Annotated in this window: 24 protein-coding genes; 9 read left to right on the top strand and 15 right to left on the bottom strand. The window is 75.2% G+C overall.

Annotation, left to right across the window (positions count from 1 at the left end; all coding sequences use genetic code 11):
* Positions 1 to 16: 16 nt before the first annotated feature.
* Entirely contained in the window at positions 17 to 2,845 is a 2,829-nt protein-coding gene (locus tag HK417_RS14725; protein ID WP_222267724.1) for a diguanylate cyclase domain-containing protein, read from the bottom strand.
* Positions 2,842 to 4,608, bottom strand: a complete 1,767-nt coding sequence (locus tag HK417_RS14720; protein ID WP_222267722.1) for a GGDEF domain-containing protein — start codon at positions 4,606 to 4,608, stop codon at positions 2,842 to 2,844. The genes HK417_RS14725 and HK417_RS14720 overlap by 4 nt, the downstream gene beginning before the upstream one ends.
* 113 nt (positions 4,609 to 4,721) lie before the next feature.
* Here HK417_RS14720 and pheA point away from each other — a divergent pair, with 113 nt between their 5' ends.
* The gene (gene pheA, locus HK417_RS14715) at positions 4,722 to 5,675 is read left to right on the top strand and encodes a prephenate dehydratase (RefSeq protein ID WP_222267720.1); all 954 of its coding nucleotides are present in this window, start codon (positions 4,722 to 4,724) and stop codon (positions 5,673 to 5,675) included.
* Positions 5,676 to 5,829: 154 nt separating this feature from the next.
* Here pheA and HK417_RS14710 read toward each other — a convergent pair whose 3' ends face one another.
* Positions 5,830 to 7,962: an MMPL family transporter gene (locus tag HK417_RS14710; RefSeq protein WP_222267718.1), complete on the bottom strand. Its 2,133-nt coding sequence runs from the start codon at positions 7,960 to 7,962 to the stop codon at positions 5,830 to 5,832.
* An 81-nt stretch (positions 7,963 to 8,043) separates the two neighbouring features.
* Here HK417_RS14710 and HK417_RS14705 point away from each other — a divergent pair, with 81 nt between their 5' ends.
* Complete coding sequence (locus HK417_RS14705) at positions 8,044 to 8,517, top strand: MarR family winged helix-turn-helix transcriptional regulator (protein WP_222267716.1); 474 nt, start codon at positions 8,044 to 8,046, stop codon at positions 8,515 to 8,517.
* On the opposite strand, the gene HK417_RS14700 is transcribed toward HK417_RS14705, so the two are convergent.
* From HK417_RS14700 to HK417_RS14690, 3 genes are read right to left on the bottom strand one after another with little or no spacing between them, the layout of a single operon-like run.
* A complete protein-coding gene (locus tag HK417_RS14700; protein ID WP_308123589.1) occupies positions 8,508 to 8,831 on the bottom strand; it encodes a GroES family chaperonin in 324 nt (107 codons plus the stop codon). The two genes, HK417_RS14705 and HK417_RS14700, sit on opposite strands and share 10 nt — an antisense overlap.
* A 21-nt stretch (positions 8,832 to 8,852) precedes the next feature.
* Positions 8,853 to 9,200 carry a metallopeptidase family protein gene (locus HK417_RS14695; RefSeq protein WP_222267714.1) on the bottom strand — a complete coding sequence of 116 codons (348 nt, stop codon included), beginning with the start codon at positions 9,198 to 9,200 and terminating at the stop codon, positions 8,853 to 8,855.
* The gene (locus tag HK417_RS14690) at positions 9,197 to 10,630 is read right to left on the bottom strand and encodes a GuaB1 family IMP dehydrogenase-related protein (RefSeq protein ID WP_222267712.1); all 1,434 of its coding nucleotides are present in this window, start codon (positions 10,628 to 10,630) and stop codon (positions 9,197 to 9,199) included. The genes HK417_RS14695 and HK417_RS14690 overlap by 4 nt, the downstream gene beginning before the upstream one ends.
* Positions 10,631 to 10,689: 59 nt before the next feature.
* On the opposite strand from HK417_RS14690, the gene serS reads away from it, so the two are divergent.
* From serS to HK417_RS14675, 3 genes are read left to right on the top strand one after another with little or no spacing between them, the layout of a single operon-like run.
* Positions 10,690 to 11,988, top strand: a complete 1,299-nt coding sequence (serS, locus tag HK417_RS14685; protein ID WP_222267710.1) for a serine--tRNA ligase — start codon at positions 10,690 to 10,692, stop codon at positions 11,986 to 11,988.
* Complete coding sequence (locus HK417_RS14680) at positions 11,985 to 12,917, top strand: HAD family hydrolase (protein WP_222267708.1); 933 nt, start codon at positions 11,985 to 11,987, stop codon at positions 12,915 to 12,917. The genes serS and HK417_RS14680 overlap by 4 nt, the downstream gene beginning before the upstream one ends.
* Positions 12,910 to 13,719: an HAD hydrolase family protein gene (locus HK417_RS14675; RefSeq protein WP_222267706.1), complete on the top strand. Its 810-nt coding sequence runs from the start codon at positions 12,910 to 12,912 to the stop codon at positions 13,717 to 13,719. The genes HK417_RS14680 and HK417_RS14675 overlap by 8 nt, the downstream gene beginning before the upstream one ends.
* Before the next feature lie 119 nt (positions 13,720 to 13,838).
* Here HK417_RS14675 and HK417_RS14670 read toward each other — a convergent pair whose 3' ends face one another.
* A complete protein-coding gene (locus HK417_RS14670) occupies positions 13,839 to 14,387 on the bottom strand; it encodes a bacterial proteasome activator family protein (RefSeq protein WP_222267704.1) in 549 nt (182 codons plus the stop codon).
* Positions 14,388 to 14,481: 94 nt separating this feature from the next.
* Between HK417_RS14670 and HK417_RS14665 the strand changes: the two genes are divergently transcribed.
* Complete coding sequence (locus HK417_RS14665; protein ID WP_222267702.1) at positions 14,482 to 15,699, top strand: cysteine desulfurase-like protein; 1,218 nt, start codon at positions 14,482 to 14,484, stop codon at positions 15,697 to 15,699.
* A gap of 56 nt (positions 15,700 to 15,755) precedes the next feature.
* Here the strand turns inward: HK417_RS14665 and HK417_RS14660 are convergent, their stop codons facing one another.
* From HK417_RS14660 to HK417_RS14650, 3 genes are all read right to left on the bottom strand, one after another.
* The gene (locus HK417_RS14660) at positions 15,756 to 16,745 is read right to left on the bottom strand and encodes an NAD(P)H-quinone oxidoreductase (RefSeq protein WP_222267700.1); all 990 of its coding nucleotides are present in this window, start codon (positions 16,743 to 16,745) and stop codon (positions 15,756 to 15,758) included.
* A 62-nt stretch (positions 16,746 to 16,807) separates the two neighbouring features.
* Entirely contained in the window at positions 16,808 to 18,409 is a 1,602-nt protein-coding gene (locus HK417_RS14655; RefSeq protein WP_222267698.1) for a 4-coumarate--CoA ligase family protein, read from the bottom strand.
* Between the two features lie 86 nt (positions 18,410 to 18,495).
* On the bottom strand, positions 18,496 to 18,924 hold the full coding sequence (locus tag HK417_RS14650) for a PaaI family thioesterase (RefSeq protein WP_222267696.1): 429 nt from the start codon (positions 18,922 to 18,924) through the stop codon (positions 18,496 to 18,498).
* Here HK417_RS14650 and cutA point away from each other — a divergent pair.
* Positions 18,923 to 19,285, top strand: coding sequence for a divalent-cation tolerance protein CutA (gene cutA / locus HK417_RS14645; RefSeq protein ID WP_222267694.1), 363 nt, complete (start codon positions 18,923 to 18,925; stop codon positions 19,283 to 19,285). The two genes, HK417_RS14650 and cutA, sit on opposite strands and share 2 nt — an antisense overlap.
* A 10-nt stretch (positions 19,286 to 19,295) precedes the next feature.
* Here cutA and HK417_RS14640 read toward each other — a convergent pair whose 3' ends face one another.
* Together HK417_RS14640 and folP are read right to left on the bottom strand one after the other, a co-directional pair.
* Positions 19,296 to 19,682: a VOC family protein gene (locus tag HK417_RS14640; protein WP_261326752.1), complete on the bottom strand. Its 387-nt coding sequence runs from the start codon at positions 19,680 to 19,682 to the stop codon at positions 19,296 to 19,298.
* Positions 19,683 to 19,783: 101 nt separating this feature from the next.
* Complete coding sequence (folP, locus tag HK417_RS14635) at positions 19,784 to 20,644, bottom strand: dihydropteroate synthase (protein ID WP_222267692.1); 861 nt, start codon at positions 20,642 to 20,644, stop codon at positions 19,784 to 19,786.
* Between the two features lie 95 nt (positions 20,645 to 20,739).
* Between folP and HK417_RS14630 the strand changes: the two genes are divergently transcribed.
* Positions 20,740 to 21,288, top strand: coding sequence for a DinB family protein (locus HK417_RS14630; protein ID WP_222267690.1), 549 nt, complete (start codon positions 20,740 to 20,742; stop codon positions 21,286 to 21,288).
* A 108-nt stretch (positions 21,289 to 21,396) separates the two neighbouring features.
* On the opposite strand, the gene HK417_RS14625 is transcribed toward HK417_RS14630, so the two are convergent.
* The 3 genes from HK417_RS14625 to HK417_RS14615 form a co-directional block, all read right to left on the bottom strand.
* Positions 21,397 to 22,635: a serine hydrolase domain-containing protein gene (locus HK417_RS14625; protein ID WP_308123588.1), complete on the bottom strand. Its 1,239-nt coding sequence runs from the start codon at positions 22,633 to 22,635 to the stop codon at positions 21,397 to 21,399.
* Between the two features lie 155 nt (positions 22,636 to 22,790).
* The gene (locus HK417_RS14620) at positions 22,791 to 23,078 is read right to left on the bottom strand and encodes an HU family DNA-binding protein (protein ID WP_222267688.1); all 288 of its coding nucleotides are present in this window, start codon (positions 23,076 to 23,078) and stop codon (positions 22,791 to 22,793) included.
* Between the two features lie 48 nt (positions 23,079 to 23,126).
* Positions 23,127 to 23,285: a hypothetical protein gene (locus HK417_RS14615; protein ID WP_222267686.1), complete on the bottom strand. Its 159-nt coding sequence runs from the start codon at positions 23,283 to 23,285 to the stop codon at positions 23,127 to 23,129.
* Positions 23,286 to 23,424: 139 nt separating this feature from the next.
* On the opposite strand from HK417_RS14615, the gene HK417_RS14610 reads away from it, so the two are divergent.
* Complete coding sequence (locus HK417_RS14610) at positions 23,425 to 24,351, top strand: aldo/keto reductase (protein ID WP_222267684.1); 927 nt, start codon at positions 23,425 to 23,427, stop codon at positions 24,349 to 24,351.
* The last annotated feature ends 7 nt before the right edge of the window (positions 24,352 to 24,358 follow it).

Raw genomic sequence — 24,358 nt, 5'->3', positions numbered from 1 at the left:
CCCCGGCGGGGCCAGCCTAACGCCGGGCGGTGCGGCGGGCGATGCGGGCGGCGAAGACGCCGGCCGACCAGCCGTTGTCGATGTTGCTCACCACGACCCCGGGGGCGGCGGAGTTCAGCATGGTGAGCAGCGCGCCGAACCCGCCGAAGGAGCCGGCCGACGCGGCCGACGTGGGGACGGCGACCACCGGGACCTCGGTCAGCCCACTGACCACGCTGGCCAGGGCGGCGTCGAGGCCGGCGACCACGACGAGGCAGTCGACGTCGGTGAGCAGCGACCGGTCGGCGAGCAGCGGCCCGATGCGGTTGCCGCCGACGTCGTCCACCCGCACCACGTCGGTCCCGGTCACCCGGGCGACGAACGCCGCCTCGGCGGCGATCGGGGTGTCACCGCTGCTGGCGCACAGCACGCCGACCCGACCGAGGGCCTCGGGCACCGGCCCGACGGCCGCCGCCATCGCCGCCGCGTCGATCGTCGTGTAGGCGTCGTGCTCGGAGGCGAGGGCGACCAGCGTCTCCGCGCTGGCCCGCACCACGACGGCCGGGTGGTCGGGGTGCTCGCGGCGCGCCTCCCGGACCAGGGCCAGCACCTGGTCGGTGCTCCGGCCGGTGGCCCAGATGACGTCGGGACCGGTGGGCAGGGCCGGCTCCCGGGTGACCGGCGTGCCGGTGACCGGGGCGACCTGCGGAGGGGCGACCGCGGCCGGCTGCTCGGGGGCGGCCTCCGGAGCGCGCGGCCGCTCCACCCGGGGCTCCTCGGTACGCCGGGGCTCGGCGGCCGGTGGCGCCCCGAACAGCTCGTCCAGCGGGTCGCGTGCCCGGGCCGGCTGGACCGGCGGCTCGACCAGCAGCGCCGCGAAGCCGCCGGCGTCGTCGGCGGGGTCCACCCCGCCGCGGTCGGGGTCGGCGTCGCGCGGGGAGGAGGTCACGCCGTCGACCCTAGACACCGCCGCCGCTGCCTCCGGAGCGACCGGCCCGGCGGGCTCCTCGGCGCGGGTCTGGGTGACCGCGGACAGCCGGACGACCCGGTCGCGACCGGCCCGCTTGGCGTCGTAGAGCACGCCGTCGGCGGCGGCGAACAGCGTCCGCCGGTCGTCGCCGCGGGCGGCGGACGCGATGCCGACGCTGATCGTCACCGGCACGTCCACGCCCAGCGCCGACCAGTCGTGCGCGGAGATCGAGCGGCGGATCCGCTCCAGCGCCCGCTCCGCCTGCTCCGCGGTCGTGTCGGGCAGCAGGATGACGAACTCGTCACCAGCCCACCGGCACACCTCGTCGGTGTCGCGGCACCCGTCGACCAGCAGCTGCCCGATCGCCCGCAGCACCGCGTCGCCGCCGGGGTGGCCGGCCGCGTCGTTGATCGACTTGAAGTGGTCGACGTCGACGACGGCGAGCGCCGGCGCGGACCCGGTGGAGAGCAGACCGTCGAGCCGGGTCTCGGCGAACCGGCGGTTCGGCAGGTGGGTGAGCGGGTCCTCGTAGACCTGGCGGCGCAGCTGGAGGGCCGCCCGCTCGTTCTCCAGCAGGCTCTTGCGCCGGCCGAACAGCCCCACCCAGCGGGTGCGGCGCTCGTCGACCCGGTCCAGCTCGTCGGCGAGGTAGGCCTGCAGGTACGGCAGTGCGCGGGCGGCGTCGTCCAGTTCGGCGTGCAGCGTGCACAGCTCGCGCAGCGCGGCCCAGCGCAGTCGCGGCAACCCGTGCTCGGTGGCCAGCGTGAGCGCGGTCGCCAGGTGGTCGTCGGCGGCGCGCGGATCACCGGACCGGCGCAGCGCCCGCCCCAGACCCAGCTCCGCGGAGGCCAGCAGGGCGCCGTCCTGGACGGACGTGGCGGTGCCGACGACGCCGCGCAGCAGCGGGACCGCGGCGTCGTGCTCGCCCAGGCCGACCAGCGCCCAGCCGTGCACCGCCTGGGCGTCGAGCAGCACCGGGTCGCCCTCGGGCAGCTGGGCCAGCGCCCGGACGGCGAGCTCCCGCGCCTCGGCGAAGTACCCGGCGGCGTCGGGGTCACCGTCGTCCAGCAGGCCCTCGCCCACCTCGGCGGTCAGCGCGGCCAGCCGGGTCGCGGCCTCACCCGCCAGCGCGGCCGGCGCCGGGTCCGCCGTTCCGGCGGCGAGCTCGGCCGCGGTCTCGGCCGCCCGCCGCTGGTACTGCAGCGCCAGCGGCATGAGCTCCAGGTCGGCCAGCACGGAGGCCAGGGAGCTGAGTGCGTGCACCGCGAGCGGGCTGGCCGGCAGCGGCGGGTCGAGCAGGCTGGCGGACTCGACGGCCTCGTCCATCGCCTGGTCCACCCGGCGGGACAGCAGCTGGATGCGGGCGTGCCGGGCCAGGCCGGCGGCTCGGTGTACGTCGTCGTCCTGGGCGTCGAACGCCGCCCGGGCGGCGCGCACCAGGGCGATCGCCTCGGCGACGTGCGCCGCCGCCTGCGACCGGTCGGCCCGGTCGACGGGGGCCTCGTCGGAGACGGCGGGCTCCCCGTCCTGGTGCAGGTCCAGGGAGCCGGCCTGCTCGGGGCCGCCCTCGACGAGCGGCTCGCCGACCAGCGACCAGCCGGACAGCCGCAACCGCCGGACCAGCAGCTCGGCGCGGAGCGTGTCGGCCCAGGCGCGGGCGAGCGAGGAGAGCGGCGCCCCGGCGCGGCCGCCGGCCGCGGACTGCACGCCGTCGACCTGGCGCAGGAGCGCCTCGGCGCCGTCCAGCTGCCAGGTGGCCAGCGCGGCGCTGACCTGCTGGTGCAGGCACCCCGGTGGCACGAGCGCCGCCGGTCCGGCGGGGGTCGGCACCGGGGCGTCCTCGCTGCTCTGCCGGGTGGGCGTCGCGGTGGCCCCGCGAGAGCGGCGGAGGTTCACCGGACGACCTCGTTCTCGTCGAACGCCCAGCCCGGACGGCGGGCCGAGCCGCCGAGCACCTCGGCGACGAGGTCGTCGACCGAGGCGCGGTTGGACCGGCCGGCCGGCGGCGTCGTCCGGGACTGCGGGCCACCGTGCTCGGCGCGCACCTGGTCGCGCCCGCCCCGCTTGGCGTTGAACAGCTGCAGGTCCGCGCTGTCGAACAGCTCGCGCCAGGTGCGCGGCCGGCCGGCGGACGTCGAGCTGGCCACGCCGATGCTGATCGTGATCGGGGCCGGGACGTCCAGCGCCGCCCAGTCGGCGGCCGCGACCGCCTCGCGCACCCGTTCCAGGGCCACGACCGCCTGCGCCTCGCCGGTGGCCGGCAGCAGGACGACGAACTCGTCGCCGGCCCAGCGGTACACCTCGTCGCCGGTGCGGCAGTGCTGGCGCAGCAGCTCGGCGACCCGGCGCAGCACCGCGTCCCCGTGCAGGTGGGAGCGCTGGTCGTTGACCGTCTTGAAGCCGTCGACGTCCAGGACGGCGAGGGAGAGGTCCGGGGCGTCGCCGAGCTCGGTCAGCCGGCGCTCGGCGCTGCGCCGGTTGCCCAGCCCGGTGAGCACGTCCTCCAGGGCGTGCCGGCGCAGCACGGCGGTCTGCCGCTCCGCCTCGCGCAGCCGGCTGCGGCGGACGAACAGCTCCGCCCACAGCTCACGGCTGCGCAGGTGGGCGCGCGTGGTCTCGTGCCGGTAGCCCTCCAGCCAGTGCAGTGCCTCGACCGTGCGGTTCATCGCCGCGGTGGCCTGGCCGAGCTCCAGGAGGCACTGCCGGTACCGACGCCGGTCACCGGCCCGGGCGAACTCGCCGGAGGCGGCGACCAGCAGGTCCACCGCCTCCTCGCCCTGCGGGGAACCGGGGGAGGCGTCCCGGGCGCAGCGGCGGGAGAGCAGGCGGGCGAGCACCAGGTCGGTGTAGCCCCGCAGCCACATGCCCGCGGCGCCGTCCTCCAGGTGCCGGCGGACCCGCCGCAGCGGCGGCAGCGCGTCGTCCAGCTCCCCGGACAGGGTGAGCGCCCAGGCCTGGACGACGTCGAGCAGGTCGAGGTCGGCGTCGGACGGCTCGACGGGGAGCGCCCGGGCCGCCTGCGCGCTGGTGAGCGCGACCGTGGCCAGCTCGGCTCCCCGCGTGGAGTCGCCGCGGCGTTGCACGGTCTGCGCCAGCTCGGCGTGCTGCTGCGCGCACAGGCGCAGGGCCTGCCAGCGGTCGGCCAGGTCGGGCAGGGCCTCGGCGACGGCGGCGCAGCGCAGCGACTGCGCGGCCGCCAGCTCCTCGAGGTCCAGGGCGGTGAGGGCCAGGGACAGCCAGGCGTGCGCCTGCTGCAGCTCCCGGCTGGGCTGGCCGGCGGGGACCTGCTCGGCGAGGACGCTGGCGTCCACCGAGAGGTGCAGGGCGGCGTCGTAGCGGTCGGCGTCCACCTGCACGTGGGCGAGGTAGGCGAGGGTCAGCGCCCGCTCGGCGGTGGGCCGGCACCGCTCGAGCGCCTCCTCGGCCGCGGTGACGTCCTCCGCCGCGCCCTCGGGGTCGCCGTCGAGCAGCCGGGCGCGCGCGGCGAAGGCGGCGGCCCACGCGTCCCAGCAGGGCAGGCCGGTCCCGGCCAGGTCGGGGGCGACCTCGGCGTGGGTGTCCTGGAAGGCGGCGGCGTCCGCGGCGGAGCTGGCGGTCAGCAGCCGCCAGCGGGCGGACTGCAGCTGGGCGTCCTCGACGACCTGGGACCCGGCGGTCACGTGCACCTCCACTCATCAGTCAGGGGACGCGTCGCGCGCGCTCCCGGCCGGTGACGAGGCAGCTCCCCCCGCGCCGGGGCCTGGACCCGGCGCGGCCGCACTACCCTCACCGGATGCTGCGTACAGCTCCGACGAGGTTCGCCTATCTGGGACCCGAGGGTACCTTCGCCGAGGCCGCGCTCGCCCTCCTGACCGGTGGGTCCGGAGCCGCCGGACCGGACGCCCGGCCCGCGTCCAGCGTCGCCGCAGCCCTCGCCGCCGTGCGGGCGGCGGAGTGTGATGCGGCCCTCGTGCCGATGGAGAACTCGGTCGAGGGCTCGGTGCCCGCGACCATGGACGGCCTGGTCGACGGCGCCCCGCTGGTGATCACCCGCGAGGTGTTCCTCGACGTGGCCTTCGTGCTCGCCGTCCGGCCGGGCACCGCTCTGGACGGCGTGCGCACCGTGGCCAGCCATCCGCACGCGCTGGCCCAGTGCCGCGGCCGGATCGCCGAGCTGCTGCCCGGGGCGGACGTCGTGCCGGCCGCGTCGACCGCCGACGCCGCCCGCCGGGTGTCCGAGGGCGAGCACGACGCCGCCGTCTGCGCATCGATCGCCGCGAGCCGGTACGGCCTGGAGGCGCTGGCCACCGACCTCGCCGACCACCCGGGCGCGGTGACCCGGTTTGTGCTCGTGGAGCGCCCGGGCCCGCTGCCCGAGCCGACCGGCGCGGACAAGACCACGGTCAGCGCGGTGGTCACCGACCGCACCGGCGCGCTGCTGGACCTGCTCGCCCAGTTCAGCGTCCGCGGGATCAGCCTGACCCGGATCGAGTCGCGGCCGACCCGGGAGCGGCTGGGCGTCTACTCGTTCTCCATCGACTGCGAGGGGCACGTCGCCGACCGGCGGGTGGGGGACGCCCTCGCCGCGCTGCACCGGGTGTCCGCCGACCTCCGGTTCCTGGGGTCCTACCCGCGGGCCGACGGACTCCCCGGCCGGCCGGTCGAGGACCCGGTGAGCGACTCGGCCTTCGCCGAGGCCGAGCACTGGCTGGCGCGCGTGCGTGCGGGGGACGTCGGGCAGGGGTGACCCCTGTGCGCACGTCCGCCGCTCCGCCATAGTCACCCAGTGTGCGCGATCGAGAACGCCGCGCACATACCGGCACCGGACCGTCCCGTCACTCGGGTGCCGCCAGTCCCACGAGGCCCACTCGTTCCGGGGGCGGTGCCGACGGGACCCCGGGTCAGACCCGGGCCGGCTCCGGCTCCGGCTCCGGGCGGGCCGCCACCCGGTGCCTCCCGTGCCCCGACCGGCCCGGCCACCAGGTGCGCTCCCCGAGCAGGTGGACCGCGGCCGGGACCAGCAGCGAGCGGACGACGAAGGTGTCGAGCAGGACGCCGAACCCGACGATGAAGGCCAGCTGGTTGAGGATGAGCAGCGGCAGGACGGCGAGGGTGCCGAAGGTCGCGGCGAGCACCAGTCCCGCGCTGGTGATGACGCCGCCGGTGACGGCGAGCGCGCGCGCGATGCCCCGCCTGGTGCCGGCGGCGGCCGACTCCTCCCGCGCCCGGCTCATCAGGAAGATGTTGTAGTCGACGCCCAGGGCGACGAGGAACACGAAGCCGATCAGCAGCACGCCCGGGTCGCTGCTCGGGAAGCCCAGCACGTGGTCGAACACCAGCGCGGAGATGCCGACGGTGGAGGCGACGCTGAGCGCGACGGACGCGACGAGCACCACCGGGGCGACCAGCGCCCGCAGCAGGACCGCCAGCACGATGCCCACGACGAGCAGGACGCTGGGGACGATCACCGCCAGGTCGCGGGCGCCGGTGTCGCGGGCGTCCAGCGTGCTCGCGCTGTTGCCGCCGACGAGGGCGTCGGCGTCGGCGGCGCGGACGGCGGTGCGCAGGTCGGCGACCACGTCGAGCGCCGCGTCGCTGTCGGGTGCCTCGGTGAGGGTGGCGTCCAGCCGCACCCGGCCGTCGACGACCACCGGCGCGGCGTCCGGGGACGGCGGGCCGCCCTGCTGCCCGGTGAACGGGGTGACCGACGCGACGCCGTCCACGCCCGCGGCCGCCTCGGCGACCGCCGCCCAGCTGTCCTCGCGGGTGAGCACGACCGCGGGGCTCGCGCTGCCGGCGTCGAAGTGGCGGGCGAGTGCCTCCTGGCCGACGGTCGCCTCCGAGCCGCCGCGGATCGCGTCGGTGGTCGAGATGCCGCGGGCGTCGAAGGTGGGCGCGAAGGCGGCGGCGATCGCCAGGACGGCGAGGCTGATCGCCAGCACCCGGCCCGGGCGGCGGCCGACGGACGCGGCCACCCGCTGCCAGCCGCGGCCGTGCGGCTGCGCGTCGCCGTACCGCGGCTGGAAGGGCCAGAAGGCGGCGCGGCCCAGCAGCACCAGCGCGGCCGGGAGGAAGGTCAGGGCCGCGACCATGGCCAGCAGGATGCTGACCGCCGAGATCGGCCCCAGGCCGCGGTTGGACGACAGGTCCGACAGCAGCAGGCACAGCACGCCGAGGACGACGGTGGCGCCGGAGGCGACGATCGGCTCCCAGGACCGGCGCAGTGCCGTCCGCATGGCGGCGAAGCGGTCCTCCTCCCGGCGCAGCTCCTCGCGGAAGCGGGCGACCAGCAGCAGGCCGTAGTCGGTGGCCGCGCCGACGACGAGGATCGAGGCGATGCCCTGGCTCTGGCCGTTGACGGTGATCCAGCCCTGTCTCGCCAGGACGTAGGCGACCGCGACCGACGCGGACAGCGCCAGGCCCGCGGTGCCGATGACCAGCAGCGGCAGGACCGGGGAGCGGTAGACGACGATCAGGATCAGCAGGACGACGCCGAAGGCCGCGAGCAGGAGCAGGCCGTCGATGCCGGCGAAGCCGTTGGCGAAGTCGGCGAACAGACCGCCGGGCCCGGTGACGTAGTAGGTGGTGCCCGCGACGTCGGGCAGGGCACGGAGGTCCTCGACGAGGACGCCCAGGTCGTCGCCGAGGTCGGGGCGGACGGGGACGACGGCCTGGACCGCCTCGCCGTCCGCCGACGGGAGGGGCGGCGACGCGGCGCCGGCGGTGGCGTCGGCGGCCTCGGCGAGAGCGACCGCCTCGTCCAGCCGCTGACCGATCTCCGCGAGCGCGGCCGGGTCGACCGGGCCGCCGTCGGACTCCCACAGCAGGATGATCGGGAGGCTGCGCTCGGTGTCGAAGCCGCGGAGCAGCTCGGTGACGCGCGTGGACTCGGCGCTGTCGGGGAGGAAGGCGGCGTTGTCGTTCTGCTGGACCGCGCTCAGCTTGCCGTTGAACTGCCCCAGCGGACCGCCGAGGCCGAGCCAGAGCAGGACGACGAGCGCGGGCAGTATCCAGCGGAGCGTGCGGCGTGACATGAGATCCCTCGGTCAACGACAATCTCGACGATCGAGAGATTAGTGCGCGGGCGGACGCGCGGCAAACGGGGAGGAGGTCGGGTGGACGAGACGCGGGCCGAGCTGGCGGTGCTGCTGCGGCGGCTCACGGTGGAGCTGGACGCGGTGGGGCAGCGCTTCGCCGAGATGCACGGGCTGGGTCGCACAGACGTCCGGGCCCTGGTGGCGATCATGGACGCCGCCCGGGCCGGCCGACCGATGACCGCCGGCGCGCTGGGCGCGGCGGTGGAGCTGTCGTCGGCGTCGGTGACGGCGCTGGTCGACCGGCTGGAGCGCGTCGGGCACGTGGAGCGGGTGCGCGACGAGCACGACCGCCGGCGGGTGGTGCTGGAGATGACCCCGGTGGCGATGGCCGCCGGTGGGGAGTTCTTCGGCGGGCTGCAGCGCGACCTCGCCGCGGCGATGTCGAGCTACTCGGACGAGGAGCTCGCCGTCGTCCGCCGGTTCCTCGAGGACATGACGGAGGTGATCTCGGCGCACCGGCGCAGCGAGCCGGACGCCCCTGGTCAGAGGTAGAGCCCGGTCTGCTCCTCGATGCGCTCGGCGGCGACGGCGTGCACGTCGCGCTCGCGCAGGATGATCAGGTCCTCGCCGTGCACCTCGACCTCGTGCTGGTCCTCGGGGGAGAACAGCACCTGGTCGCCGACCTTGACCTGGCGGACGCTGGAGCCGACGCCGCGCGCCTCGCCCCACACCAGCCGCTTGGCCACCTGGGCCGTGGCCGGGATGAGGATCCCGCCGGTCGACCGCCGCTCGCCGTCCTCGGTGCGCCGCGCGACCAGGATGCGGTCGTGCAGCATCTTGATCGGCAGTCCGCGGGTGTCCGGCACGCCGGTCACGCTACCCGGCGCTCACGCCCAGCCGAGGGCGTGCAGTCGGTCGTCGTCGATGCCGAAGTGGTGGGCGATCTCGTGGACGACGGTGATGGTGACCTCCTCGGCGACCTGGTCCTCGTCCTCGCAGACGTCGCAGATCGCCTCCCGGTAGATCATGATCCGGTCCGGCAGGGCGCCCCCGTAGTCCGCGCCGCGCTCGGTGAGCGCGTACCCCTCGTACAGCCCGAGCAGGTCCGGCTCCTCGGGGTGCCGGTCCTCGACCAGGACGACGACGTTGTCCAGCAGGTCCATCAGCTCGGCCGGCACCGCGTCGAGGGCCTCGGCGACCAGCTCCTCGAACCGGGCCTCCGGCAGGGCGTTCACCAGCTGGTGGGCAGCGGGCGGCCCTCCTCGTACCCGGCCGCGCTCTGCACCCCCAGCACCGCACGCTCGTGCAGCTGGTCGACGGTGCGGGCACCGGCGTAGGTGCACGCCGAGCGGACGCCGGCGACGATGCCGTCGATCAGGTCCTCCACCCCGGGGTGGGCCGGGTCCAGGTACATCCGGGAGGCGCTGATGCCCTCCTCGAACAGCCCGGCGCGGGCCCGGTCGAAGCCGCTCTGCGCGGCGGTGCGGGCCTTGACCGCGCGGGCCGACGCCATGCCGAAGCTCTCCTTGTAGCGGCGGCCGGCGCCGTCGTCGTACAGGTCGCCGGCGCTCTCGTAGGTGCCGGCGAACCAGGAGCCCACCATCACGTTCGCCGCACCCGCGGCCAGCGCCAGCGCGACGTCGCGGGGGTGGCGCACCCCGCCGTCGGCCCACACGTGCTGGCCGAGCTCCCGGGCGGCCGCCGCGCACTCCTCGACGGCGGAGAACTGCGGCCGGCCGACGCCGGTCATCATCCGGGTGGTGCACATGGCGCCCGGGCCCACGCCGACCTTGACGACGTCCGCCCCGGCCTCGATCAGGTCGCGGGTGCCCTCGGCGGTCACCACGTTCCCGGCGACCACCGGCACCGCGCCGGCGACCGACCGCACCGCCCGGACCGCCTCGATCGCCTTCTCCTGGTGGCCGTGCGCGGTGTCCACCACCAGCACGTCCACCCCGTGGGCGAGCAGCGCGGCGGCCTTGCCGGCCACGTCGCCGTTGATGCCCACGGCGGCGGAGGTGAGCAGCTGCCCGCGGTCGTTCACGGCCGGCAGGTAGAGCGCCGAGCGCAGCGCGCCCTTGCGGGTGATCACGCCGACCAGCCGCTCGCCCTCCACCACCGGGGCGGCGTGCACCCGCTCCGCGGCCAGCACGTCGAACACCTTGGGCAGCTCGGTGCCGGCCGGGATGGTCAGCGGCTCCTCGTTCATCACCTGGGACAGCTGGGTGAAGCGGTCGACGTCCTGGCAGGCGCCGTCGGTGACCACACCGACCGGCGTGCCGTCCTCGACCACCACGACGATGCCGTGCGCCCGCTTGCCCATGAGCGACAGCGCCTCGGAGACCGTCGAGGTGGAGGACAGCGTGATGGCGGTGTCGTAGACCGGGTGCCGCTCCTTGACCCAGCGGACGACCTCACCGATCACGTCGATGGGGATGTCCTGCGGCAGCACCGCGAGGCCACCGCGGCGGGCCACGGTCTCGGCCATCCGCCGTCCGGAGATCGCGGTCATGTTGGCGACCACCACGGGGATCGTCGTCCCGACCCGGTCCGGGGTGGTCAGGTCCACCTCGAGCCGGGACCCGACCGACGAGCGGGCCGGCACCATGAAGACGTCGGAGTACGTCAGGTCGTGGGCCGGACGGGTGTCGCCGAGGAACCGCATGCCCCCAGTGTCCCGTAACTGCGCGGGGGCCGGGAACGGCGGCACCTACCATTCCCCGTGTGATCGACCTGCGACTCGTGCGTGAGGACCCCGAGCGGGTCAAGGCCAGCCAGCGCGCCCGGGGCGCCGACGAGTCCCTGGTCGACCGGCTGCTCGGCGCCGACGCCGCCCGCCGCGCCGCGGTCAAGGCCGCCGACGACCTCCGCGCGGAGCAGAAGGCCGCCTCGCAGGCGGTCCGGACGGCGAGCAAGGAGGAGCGCCCGGCGGTCCTCGAGCGGGCGAAGGTCCTGGCCGCGCAGGTGAAGGAGGCCGAGGAGGCCGAGCGCGCCGCCGACGCCGCGCTGCGCGAGGCGCACCTGCGCATCCCCAACGTCGTCCACGAGGGCGTCCCGCCGGGTGGTGAGGACGACGCGGTGACGCTGCGCACCGTCGGCGAGGTGCCCAGCTACGACTTCGAGGTCAAGGACCACTTGCAGATCGGCGAGGCCCTCGGCGCGATCGACATGGAGCGCGGCGCCAAGGTCTCCGGCGCCCGCTTCTACTTCCTCACCGGGCCCGGCGCGCTGCTCGAGTTCGCCCTCGCCCAGCTGGCCGTCACCCGGGCCGTGGCCGCCGGCTTCACCCCGGTGGTCGCCCCGGCGCTGGTGAAGCCCGAGGCGATGGAGGGCACCGGCTTCCTCGGCGAGCACGACGAGGAGGTCTACCGGATCGAGCGCGACGACCTCTACCTCGTGGGCACGTCCGAGGTCGCGCTCGCCGGCATGCACGCGAACGAGGTGCTCGACCTGTCCGCCGGCCCGCGGCACTACGCCGGCTGGTCGTCCTGCTTCCGCCGCGAGGCCGGCTCGTACGGCAAGGACACCCGAGGCATCATCCGCGTGCACTGGTTCGACAAGGTCGAGATGTTCAGCTTCTGCGCCCCCGAGGACGCCGCCGCCGAGCACCACCGCCTGCTGCAGTGGGAGGAGGAGTTCCTCCAGGCGCTCGAGCTGCCCTACCGGGTGGTCGACATCGCCGCCGGGGACCTCGGCACCAGCGCCGCCCGGAAATTCGACATCGAGGCGTGGTTCCCGAGCCAGGGCACCTACCGGGAGCTCACCAGCACCTCCGACTGCACCACCTTCCAGGCCCGCCGCCTGGCAATCCGTCACCGGGACGCCGACGGCCGGCCGCAGGTGGCCGCGACCCTGAACGGCACGCTGTGCGCCATCGCCCGGACGATCGCCTGCCTGCTCGAGGTGCACCAGCGGGCGGACGGGTCGGTGTACGTGCCGGCGGCGCTGCGGCCGTGGCTCGGCGGGCACGAGGTGCTCAGCCCCGGCATGGCCCTGACCGCCGTGGCGGGCACGTCCGCATGACCGCTGACCAGCCGGTGCGGGCCGCCTTCGTGCCGGAGTCGGGCGCGTACGAGCTGGTCGACCTCGGCGACCTCGGCGCGCGACTGGGCAGCTGGCGGCCCCGGCTGGTGGCCACCGACCTGGACGGCACCTTCCTCACCTCCGCCGGGGAGGTCAGCCCCCGCAACCGCGCGGTGATGGCGACCTGCCGGGCGGCGGGGATCCCGTTCGTCGGGGTCACCGGGCGAGGTCCCCGGCTGCTGGAGAGCGTCCGCGGTGCCCTCGCCGGCCAGGGGATCGCCGTCTTGGCCCAGGGCGGGTACGTGGTGGACCTCGAGCGCGACGAGGTGCTGCGGACCGTCGGCATGTCGCGCGAGGTCGCCACGTCGGTGATCGAGTCGATCGAGCAGGTCGCCGGCGACCTGATCGTCGCGGTCGAGGACGCCGCCGAGCAGGCCGAGGCGATGGCGCCGTTGCGCGTGCAGCACGGCTTCGACTGGCCCTACCCCGAGCCGGCTCACCTGCTGCCCCGGCACGAGGTGCTGCCGGTGGGCGCGGTGCTCAAGGTCTTCCTCCGGTCGTCCCGGCTGGACGAGGACGAGCTGCTGGCCCGGGCCCGGGGCGTGGTCGACCCGCGGGTCGCCGAGCTCACCCACGCCGGGCTCGGGTTCATCGAGGTGCTGCCGCCCGGGGTGACCAAGGCCACCGGTCTCGCCGTGGCGCTCGACCACTTCGGGGTCGCTCTCAGCGACGTCCTGGCCTTCGGCGACATGCCCAACGACCTGCCGATGCTCGCCGCGGTCACCGCCGCCGGCGGTCGTGCGGTGGCGATGGCCAACGCGCACCCGGCCGTCCGCGCCGCGGCGTCGGACCGGACCAGCGGGTCGGACGTCGACGGTGTCGCCCGGTACGTGGAAGCGGTGCTCGCCCTGGAGGAGCCCGGTGTCTGACTGGCGGCCCGGGCTCATCGTGAGCGACCTGGACGGCACGCTGCTGCGCAGCGACGAGACGATCAGCGACGCGACGCTGGCCGAGCTGGGCCGGTGGGCGGACGACGGCGTCCCGCTGGTGCTCGCCACCGGGCGCCCGCCGCGCTGGATGCACGGGGTGCGCGAACGGCTCGGCGGTGGGACGGCGGTCTGCTGCAACGGCGCGGTGCTGCTGGACCTCACCGAGTTCGCCGTCCTGGCGGAGTGGCCGCTGGAGCCGGCGGACCTGCGGGCGATCACCGGGGAGCTGCGCCGCCGCGCGCCGGGCACCTGGTTCGCGGTCGAGTACGGCGACCAGTTCCGGCACGAGCCGGTCTACCAGCCGCGTTGGGACGTGGACGCCCCCGGTGTCGCGGTCGCCACGCTGGAGGAGCTGGTGGTCCAGCCGGTGGCCAAGCTGCTGGCCCGGCACGAGCAGCTGCCGCGGGACGCCTTCGTCGAGCTGGTCGCCGAGGCGGTCGGCGACCGGGCGACGGTCACCAACTCGTCCTCGGACGCGCTCGCGGAGATCTCCGCGCGGGACGTCACGAAGGCGTCCGGGCTGGCCCGGGTGGCCGCGGTGCGGGGTGTCGGGCCGGAGGACGTCGTCTACTTCGGCGACATGCCCAACGACGTCGCCGCCTTCAACTGGGTGCGCGAGGGCGGCGGCCGGGCCGTGGCCATGGCGCACGCCCACCCGGAGGTGCTCGCCGCGGCGACCGACGTCACGGACACCAACGACGAGGACGGCGTCGCCGCCTTCCTCTCGTCGCTGCGGGCCTGACCCCCTCCACCTCGTCCGCCGATGCTCGTGCTCTGAGTGCCCCTCGCACTCAGAGCACGAGCGTCCGGAGTGTCCTGCCGAGGTCGCCGGCGACGGCTCCAGCCGGTGGGCCATCCGGGCTACAGGTACTGGCCCCCGGCGTGCCGGGGCTCCGGGGCCTGGTGGTCGGTGTGCCCGGCGGGCAGCGCGCGGCGGCGCATCTCCTCCAGTTGCGCGCGGGCCGCCATCTGCTGGGCGAACAGCGCCGTCTGGATCCCGTGGAAGACGCCCTCCAGCCAGCCGACGAGCTGGGCCTGGGCGATCCGCAGCTCCGCGTCGGACGGGGTCTCGCCCTCGGTGAAGGGCAGGGTGATCCGCTCCAGCTCCTCGCGCAGCTCCGGGGCGAGGCCCTCCTCGAGCTCCCGGATCGACGCGGCGTGGATGTCGCGCAGCCGGTTGCGGCTGGCGTCGTCCAGCGGCGCCGCGCGCACCTCCTCCAGCAGCTGCTTGATCATCGTGCCGATCCGCATCACCTTGGCGGGCTGCTCGACGAGGTCGCCCACGCCGGCGCCGCCGCCGTCCCCGTGGTCGCCGGCGTCGGGCGCGGGCATGGCTGCGACCGGCTGCCCGTCGGGCCCGACCACGAGGACCTGGTGCGGGCGCGGCTCTCCGGTGCCTGGTGCTGTCATGCCCCCCATCCTGCCCCGAGCCGCGGCCGGGGTGCCGAGGCGGCTGGGGGCACGGCCCGACCAGGCCTGCAGCAGGCCGAATAGGCTCCCCGGCATGTCATCGGGGGCGGGCCGGCTGGACGTGGCCCGCGTCCGGGGCCTCTTCCCGGGGCTGTCGGACGGTTTCGTGCACGCCGACGGTCCGGGCGGGGCGCTCGTGCCGGAGAGCGTGCTGCGTGCGGTGTCCCAGGCGATGCGGGTGCCGATCGCCAACCGCGGCGGGGTCTTCCCGTCCTCGGCCCGCGCGGAGGCGCTGGTGTCGGGGGCGCGCTCGGCGATCGCCGACCTGACCGGCGCGCACCCGTCGGGCGTCGTCCTCGGGCCCAACCTGACGACGCTCACCTACCTGCTGGCCCGCGCCCTCGCCAAGCACTGGCGGGCCGGGGACGAGCTGGTGGTCAGCCGCCTGGACCACGACGCGAACATCCGGCCCTGGCTGCAGGTCGCCGAGGAGTTCGGGCTCGTGGTCCGCTGGGCGGAGGTCGACATCGAGACCGGCGAGCTCCCCGCCTGGCAGTACGACGACCTGTTCACCCGCCGGACCCGGCTGGTCGCGGTCACCGCGGCCAGCAGCGCGATCGGCACCCGGCCCGACGTCGCGGCGATCGCCGCGCGGGCGCACGAGGCCGGTGCCGTCGTCTACGTCGACGGCGCGCACGCGGCGCCGCACGTCCTGCTGGACGTGCGCGCGCTCGGCGCGGACTTCCTGGCGCTGTCGGCGTACAAGTGGGGCGGCCCGCACGTGGGCGCGGTGGTGGCCTCCGCGGACCTGCTGGCCGAGCTGTGGCCGGACAAGCTGCTGCCGGCCCCGGACCGGGTGCCCGACCGGTTCGAGATCGGCACCCCGCCGTACGAGCTGTACGCCGGGGTGGCGGCATCGGTGGACCACCTGGCGGCGCTGAGCACCGCTGCCACCGGCAGCCGCCGGGAGCGCCTGGCCGCCTCGATGACGGCGGTGGCCCGGTACGAGGAGGAGCTGTTCACCCGCCTGGACCGCGGGATGCGGGCGATGACCCACGTGCAGGTGCTCGGCGAGCCACCGCAGACCACCCCCACGCTGTCGTTCACCGTAGCCCGGATGCGGCCGCGCCAGGTCGCCGCGGAGCTGGCCCGCCGCGGGGTGTGCGCCTGGGACGGCGACTACTACGCCCGCGAGCTCTTCGACGCCATCGGGGTGAACGAGACCGGCGGGGCGGTCCGGCTCGGGCTGATGCACTACAACACGGCCGAGGAGGTCGAGCGCCTGCTGGAGGCGGTGTCCGGCCTCCGCTGAGGCCGCCCTTCAGGGGCCCGCGCCGCGCCTGCGGGGTGTGGGGAAAGGGTGGTCCTTCAGTCGGGGAGCAGGAGGACCTTCCCGACGTGGCCGCTGGACTCCAGCAGCGCGTGCGCCTCGGCGGCCCGCGACATCGGCAGCCGCCGGTCGACCACCGGGCGGACCACCCCGCGCTCGACGTCCGGCCACACCTCGTGCTGCACCGCGGCGACGATCTCGGCCTTGCCGCCGCGGCCGGTGGCCGGCCGCGACCGCAGCGCCGTGGCGTGCACGCTGCCGCGCTTGGCCAGCAGCTTGCCGAGGTCCAGCTCCGCCTTCCGGCCGCCCTGCATGCCGATGACCACCAGCCGGCCGCCGTCGGCGAGCACGTCGACGTTGCGGGCCAGGTACTTGGCGCCCATGTTGTCCAGGACGACGTCCGCCCCGTGCCCATCGGTGGCCGCCCGGACCCGCTCGACGAAGTCCTCCTCCCGGTAGTCGACCAGGACCTCCGCGCCGAGCTCCCGGCAGAGGGCCAGCTTCTCCGCGCTGCCCGCGGTGGTGGCCACGCGCGCGCCGGCCCGCACCGCCAGCTGGATCGCCATGGTGCCGATGCCGCCGGAGCCGCCGTGGACCAGGAAGACGTCGCCGTGGCGCAGGCCGGCGAGCATGAAGACGTTGGCCCAGACGGTGCAGGTGACCTCCGGCAGCGCCGCCGCGGTGGCCAGCTCCACCCCCGCCGGCCGGGGGAGCAGCTGCCCGGCCGGGACGGCGACCCGCTCGGCGTACCCGCCGCCGGCCAGCAGCGCGCACACCTCGTCACCGACGGCCCAGCCGGTGACCTCCGCGCCCACCTCGCTGACCACCCCGCTGCACTCCAGGCCGAGGACCTCGCTGGCACCCGGTGGCGGCGGGTAGAAGCCCTGCCGCTGCACGAGGTCCGCTCGGTTCACCGCGGTGGCGGCCACGTCGACCAGCACCTCGCCCGGGCCGCAGACCGGATCGGGCACCTCGCCCCACTCGAGCACCTCGGGACCGCCGGGCTCGGAGAACGTCACCGCGCGCATGCCCCGACGCTATGCCGGGGCCGGGACGAGCGCTCGGGCGCACTGTCCCCGAGGGAGCGCGCTCAGGCGCGGGACCTGAGGTCCTTGCGGAGGATCTTGCCGGCCGCGGACTTGGGCACGGCCTCGATGAACTCGACCAGCCGGACCTTCTTGTGCGGGGCGACCCGCTCGGCGACGAAGGCGGTCACGTCGTCCCCGGTGAGTGCCGAGCCGGGGGAGCGCACGACGAACGCCTTGGGCAGCTCGTCCCCGCTCTCCCTGTCCAGCACGCCGATCACCGCGGCGTCGACGATCTCCGGGTGGCCGAGCAGCACGGCCTCCAGCTCGGCCGGGGCCACCTGGTAGCCCTTGTACTTGATCAGCTCCTTGAGCCGGTCGACGATGGTGTACCGGCCCTCGTCGTCGACCACCGCGAGGTCGCCGGTGTGCAGCCAGCCCTCGGGGTCCAGCGTGTCGGCGGTGGCCTGCGGGTTGTTCAGGTAGCCGGTCATCACCTGCGGCCCGCGGACCCACAGCTCGCCGCGCTCCCCGGGGGCGGCGTCCTCGCCGGTGGCCGGGTCGACGAGCCGGCACTCGGTGTTGGGCAGCGCGTAGCCGACCGTCCCCTTGGGCGTGGGGCCGGTGGCGCCGGGCGGCTCGTGGCCGGCCTCCGGGGTGCTGTGCGAGACGGGGGAGAGCTCGGTCATCCCGTAGCCCTGCGCGACGACGACGCCGTCCGGGGCGCCGCGGCGCAGCCGGGTCTCCACGGCCTGGGCCAGCGACTCGTCCAGCGGCGCGGCGCCGGAGGTGATGGTGCGCAGCGAGGACAGGTCGAACTGGTCCACCAGCGGGTGCTTGGTGAGCGCGACCAGGATCGGCGGGGCCACGTAGGCCCGGGTGACCCGCTGGTCCTGGATGGTGCGCAGGAACTGCTCGAGGTCGAACCGCGGCAGGGTCACCACCGCGCAGCCCCAGGCGAGGCCCTGGTTCATCAGCACGGTCAGCCCGTAGATGTGGAAGAACGGGAGGACGGCGATGACGCGCTCGTCGTCCTCGTGCAGCTCGAACAGCGGCCGGCACTGCGCCACGTTGGCCACCAGGTTCCGGTGGGTGAGCATGACGCCCTTGGGCAGCCCCGTGGTGCCGCTGGAGTAGGGCAGCGTGACCAGGTCGGTGGCCGGGTCGATGTCGACGTCGACAGGCGGGGCGTCGCTGGTCAGCAGGTCCCGCAGCGAGGCGTGCCCCTCGGCGCCGTCCAGCACGATCACCTCGTCGACCGGCTGCTGCGCGACCGCGGCCTGCGCCCGGTCCAGGAACAGCGAGATGGTGATCAGCGCCTTGGCACCTGAGTCCTTCAGCTGGAAGGCGATCTCGTCGGGCGTGTAGAGCGAGTTGATCGGGCTGACCACGCACCCGGCGGCGGCGATGCCGTGGAAGACGACGGGGTACCAGATGGTGTTCGGGCTGAAGACGGCGACGACGTCACCCTTGCGCAGGCCCCGCGCGTGCAGCGCCGCCGCGACCCGCCCGACGTGGGAGGCCAGCTGCCCGAACCTGATCGTCTCCCCGGAGAGCCCGTCGACCAGCGCCGGGGAGTCCGTGCGCTCGGCCGCGCCGGCCAGCACGTACTGCGGCACGGACAGTGCGGGGATCTCGACATCCGGGTAGCGGCTGGCCAACGCCACGGGGTCCTCCTCGACTCGGGGGTGGTGCCCGCAGTCTCACACCCGGTGTGGCGCACGACACACGTGTGTTACCCGCGGGTAGGACCTCAGCTGCGCGGCCAGAGCACCGACTGCGTGCAGCGGAACAGCGCCATCGACTTGCCGGTGTCCTCGTTGGTGACGACGGCGTCCCAGACCTGCGTCGTGCGCCCGGCGTGCGCGTTGGTGGCGACCACGCCGATCCGCCCCTCCCGCGCGGTGCCCAGGAAGTTGCTCTTCAGCTCGATCGTGGTGAAGCCGGCCGACCCGTCGGGCAGCAGCGCGCGGGTGGCGAGCCCGCACGCCGTGTCGGCCAGCGCGACCACGGTGGCCGCGTGCAGGTAGCCGTTGGGCGCCAGCAGGTCCGGCCGGACCCCCAGGTGGGCGGTCAGCCGTCCGGGCTCGTGGTCGTCGATCACGATGCCCAGCAGGCCCGGCAGGGTGCCGGGCAGCAGGTCGTTGAGCTGGTCGGCGGTGTGGAACCCGGTGGCGGCCATGCCCGCCAAACTAGCGACCGGACGAGAGGGGGTCCCGGTGGAGGAACTGGTCGAGGTGGTCGTCACCGCGGAGGACGCCGACTGGCTGGCCCGCTGGACGCGGGCGCTGGTCGAGGACCGGCTGGCCGCCTGCGGGCACGTGCAGCCGGGCGTGCGGGCGTTCTACCGGTGGGACGGCGCCGTGCACGACGACCCGCAGGCCCGGGTCGGCCTGCACACCCGGGCGTCGCTGGTGCCGGCGATCGTCGAGCGGGCGCGGGCCGACCACCCCGACGAGGTGCCGTGCGTGATCGCGCTCCCGCTGACCGGCGGCCACCCGGACTACCTGGCCTGGGTCCTGGCCGAGACCCGCTCGCCCTGACCCGGCCCCTTCATGACCCGGCGGCGGTCTCCCACAGGCCGATCACGTTGCCCTCGGGGTCGCGGACGTAGGCGGAGAAGCCCATCTCGCCCACCACCTGCTTCTCCAGGATGGTGGTGCCACCCAGCTCGCCGATCCGCTCCAGCGCCTTCTCGATGCTGTCGACGTCGACGACGAGGATCGGCGCCGGCGACGGGCTGACCGAGCGGGCCATCATCCCGCCGTTGACGAACCCCGGCTCGGTCGGTCCGCGGTCGCTGCTGGGCCCGGTGGTCACCAGCGTGTAGCCCATCGTCGGGATGCTCTGCAGCTGCCAGCCGAAGGCCTCGCCGTAGAACCGGCGGGCCCGGTCCCCGTCGTCGAAGGGGATCTCGAAGTGCACGACGCGGCCGCTCATGTCGGTACCTCCCTGGCTCAGACGGAGATCAGCGCGGCACACGCTAGGGGCGCCGGCAGACGGGCGGAAGGCCTCTCCGCGGGGGGCGGCGGGGTCCCTCCTCAGGCCAGGCCGCGCACCGTGCGGGTGGGCGGGCGGTCGCCGCGGATGGACGCGACCATGTCGAGCACCTGGCGGGTCGGGGCGACGTCGTGCGCCCGGAACACCCGGGCCCCGAGCCACGCGCTGACCGCCGTCGCCGCGAGCGTGCCGGTGAGCCGCTGGTCGACGGGCAGGTCGAGGGTCTCACCGACGAAGTCCTTGTTCGACAGCGCCACGAGCACCGGCCAGCCGGTGGCGACCAGCTCGTCCAGCCGGCGGGTGGCCTCCAGCGAGTGCCGGGTGTTCTTGCCGAAGTCGTGCCCGGGGTCCACGAGCACCCGCTCCCGGTCGACGCCGGCGGCCACCGCGGCCTCGGCGAGCGCGGTGGTCCGGGCGACGACGTCGGCGACCACGTCGTCGTAGGTGACCCGGTGCGGGCGGGTGCGCGGCGGCAGCCCGCCGGCGTGGGTGCAGACGATGCCGCCGCCGGCCTCGGCGGCGACCCCCGCGAGCTCCGGGTCGACCCCGCCCCACGCGTCGTTGACGACGTCCGCGCCGGCGGCCAGCGCCTCCCGCGCCACCTCGGCCCGCCAGGTGTCGATCGACAGCGGCAACCGGGGGTGCGCCTCCCGGATGGCGGCGACCAGGTCGACGGTGCGCCGGACCTCCTCCGCCGGCGACACGAACTCGCCGGGTGCGGCCTTCACCCCGCCGACGTCCACCATGTCCGCGCCCTCGGCGACCACCTGCTCGACCCGGGCCAGCGCCGCCTCGAGCCCGTAGGTCGCGCCGTGGTCGTAGAAGGAGTCCGGGGTGCGGTTGACGATCGCCATCACGACCAGGCCGCCGTCCGGCACGTCCAGGCCCCCGAGTCGCAGCACCCGGCCAGCCAACCAGGTCGAGCACCCCCGTGCCGTGCCCCCCACCGCTCGCGAGCTCGCGGCAGACCCCTGCACGGGCCAGGCACACTCACCCCATGGTCGAGTTGCCTCCTGTCCCGGACCGCGTCGACCCGCCGTTCCTGGACGGCGAGCGTGCCGCCGTCGAGGCGTGGCTGGAGTTCCACCGCGCGACGTTGCTGCACAAGTGCGCCGGCCTGGCGCCCGAGCAGCTGGGGGAGCGGTCGGTGCCGCCCTCGGCGCTCAGCCTGCGCGGGCTGGTGCGGCACCTGACCGAGGTGGAGACCGGGTGGTTCCGCGAGGTCCTCGGCGGCGAGCAGGTGCAGTGGGCGTACTGCAGCGACGACGACCCGGACGGCGACTTCGACGGTGTGGGTCGCGACCCCGACGAGCCCGACACCGCGACCGCCGTCGCCCGCGAGTTCGCCGCCCTCGCCGCGGCGGTCGAGGCCAGCCGCGCGCTGGCCGCCGGTCACGCGTCCCTGGACGACGTCGGCGCGGGCACCCGCCACGGCCGGCCGGTGTCGCTGCGCTGGATCTACCTGCACATGATCGAGGAGTATGCGCGGCACAACGGCCACGCCGACCTGCTGCGGGAGCGGATCGACGGGGTCACCGGCGAATGACCAGGTGACCTGACCCGACGCGGTCCTCCCGCATCAACGGTGGTGCGGGAGGACCGCCGTGGATCGGGTGAGGTGATCGATGCTCGGCGGGGGGAGGGCCGGGTCACCTCAGACCAGGGCCTGGTTCACCAGCTGCCGCAGGTGCGAGCGGATCGGCAGGGCGCTCGAGGGCAGCAGCTGGGTGTAGAAGCCCACGGTCAGCTCCTCGACCGGGTCGATCCAGAACGCCGTCGAGGCCGCCCCGCCCCAGCCGTACTCACCGGCGCTGGACACCGAGCCGTAGCGCACCGGGTCCAGGACCATCGAGAAGCCCAGGCCGAAGCCCACCCCGCGCAGCGGCGTCTCGGCGTACAGCGGCCGGCCGTAGGTCTCCAGGTCGACGTTGCCGGGCAGGTGGTTGCGCACCATGTACGCCAGGGTCCGCGGACCCAGCACCCGGTCGCCCGACGGCGTCCGCCCGCCCGACCGCAGCATCTCCATGAACCGCAGGTAGTCCCCGGCGGTCGACACCAGCCCGGCGCCGCCGGCGAGGAACGTCGGCCTGCTGTGCGCGCCCTGCTCGAACGGGGCGGGCAGCGGCTGCACCCCCGGCCCGTACAGCCGGGCCAGCGAGCCGACGTCGTCGCCGGGACGCAGCCCGAACGACGTCTCCGACATGCCCAGCGGCCCGAACACCCGCTCCTCGAACACCTCGTCCAGCAGCTTGCCGGCCACCACCTCGACCAGCCGGCCGAGCACGTCGGTGGACATCCCGTAGTTCCACTCGCTGCCCGGCTGGAACAGCAGCGGCATCGCCGCGAGCTGGCGGCTGACCTCGGCGTTGTCCGCGCCGGGCGGGGTGGCCCACTCGAACCCCTGCAACCGGTAGAGGGTGTCGACCGGGTGCGCGTGGTGGAAGCCGTAGGTGATGCCGGCGGTGTGGGTGAGCAGGTGCCGGACGCGGATCGGCTCCAGCTGCGGCACGGTCACCGGGTTGAGCTCGGAGCCGGCCACGTACACCCGGGTGTCGGCCCACTCGGGCAGCCAGCGACTGATCGGGTCGTTCAGCTCGAACGCGCCCTCCTCGTAGAGGGACATCGCCGCGACCGAGGTGACCGGTTTGGTCATCGAGTAGATCCGCCAGCGGGTCTCCGGCGTCACCGGCAGCCGCGCCTCGACGTCACGGTGCCCGTACGTGCCGACGTGCACGAGCCGGCCGTGCCGGGCCACCGTGACCAGGAGCCCGGGCAGCTGTCCCTCGTCGACCCAGCGGGCCAGCCGGCGGTCCAGCCGCGCCAGCCTCCCGCCGTCCAGGCCGACCTCGGCCGGGTCGGTGGTCACCACCAGGTCCGACTGCAGGGACGTCACGCACGACTCCGCTCGTCGCGGGCCCTGCCCTCCGATGAGCAGCGCCCCCGCCGCGCATCCTGACACGAGGTCAGGAGCGCGCCGGGGGCGCACGCTCAGGCCCCGCTGCAGGGTCCCGCCGCGAGCTCGCGAGTGGCGGGGGGCAGCGGGGTCCTTCAGTCGACCGGGACGGCGGCGGCGGCCTTCTTCAGGACCGAGCCGGCGGTCACCTTCACGGTGTTGGAGGCGGCGATCTCGATCGACTCGCCGGTCTGCGGGTTGCGGCCGGTGCGGGCCGAACGCTGTGAGCGCTCGACGGTCAGCAGGCCGGGCACCGCGACCTTGTCGCCGCGGGTGATGGCCTCGACGAGCTCCTCGCGCAGACCGTCGATCACGGAGTCGACGGTCGACGCCGGGACGTCGGCACGCTTGGCGATCGCGGAGACGAGTTCGGCCTTGTTCATCGGGTTCCTCTCGCTGTGGGTCTCAGCGGGACCGCCCGTGCGGGGCAGTCACCGTTCGTTCCTCGCGCCCGGTCCGACCGGGCGCGCACCGGGGTCCGGGCGGACCACCGGCGCCTCCACCGTGCCCTCGACCTGCGCATCCGATGCGCAGCGGGGGCCCGGCGGGCGGATCCGGCCGACCACGTCGTCGGCCGGCAACGCCCGCACGTTGCCATGCCGACCTGGGTGTTGGCGAGCGGAGCCCCCGGAATGCCGGGCATTTCCTCCTCATCCGTCACGATCGTCACGTTCTGTGAAGGCCCTGGCCCGGCGCGCGACCCGCCCGCGGCCGCCATACGTTGGAGGCATGCCGCAACTACCGAGGACCGACCTGGACGTCAGCGACCTGTGCCTGGGCGGCAACGTCTTCGGGTGGACGGCGGACGAGCCGACGTCCTTCGCCCTCCTCGACCGCTTCCACGACGCCGTCCCCAGCACCCAGTTCCCCTTCGTGGACACCGCGGAGTCCTACGGCGACGGCACCTCGGAGACGATCCTCGGCACCTGGATGGCCGAGCGCGGGCTGCGCGACCGGATCGTGGTGGCCACCAAGGCCTCGCCCGGGGACAAGGAGCACCCGCTGTCCGCGCCGGAGATCCGCGCCGCCGCCGAGCACTCGCTGCGCAACCTGCAGACCGACCACATCGACCTGTACTACGCGCACCGGGACGACCCGACGACGCCGCTCGACGAGACGCTCACCGCCTTCGACGAGCTGGTGCAGGCGGGCAAGGTCCGGTACGCCGCGGCGTCGAACTACTCGGCCGAGCGGCTGACCGAGGCCCTGCAGACGGCGCAGCGGCTGGGCGTGACCGGGTACGTGGCGCTGCAGCCGCACTACAACCTGATGGAGCGCCGGGTCTACGAGGCCGAGTTGCAGGCGGTGGCCGCCGAGCACGACCTCGGCGTGCTGCCCTACTTCGGGCTGGCCCGCGGCTTCCTGACCGGCAAGTACCGGGCCGGGGAGACCATCGACTCCCCGCGCGCCCAGCGGGCCGCCCAGTACGTGGGGGAGAAGGGCGACCGGGTGCTCACGGCGCTGCGCGAGGTGGCCGACGGGCACGGGACCACGCCGGCCGCGGTGGCGCTGCGCTGGCTGGCCGACCAGCCGACGGTCACCGCGCCGATCGCCAGCGGCCGCTCGGTCGAGCAGCTCGCCGACCTGCTGCCGATGCTCGACCTGCGGCTCACCGACGACGAGCGCCGGCGCCTCACCGACGCCAGCGCCTGGTGAACGACCC

This window comes from Modestobacter marinus, assembly GCF_019799945.1.
Lineage (GTDB): Bacteria > Actinomycetota > Actinomycetes > Mycobacteriales > Geodermatophilaceae > Modestobacter > Modestobacter marinus_B.
The sequence above is the reverse complement of the archived record's forward strand: the minus strand, read 5'-3'. Positions and strand labels throughout refer to the sequence as shown.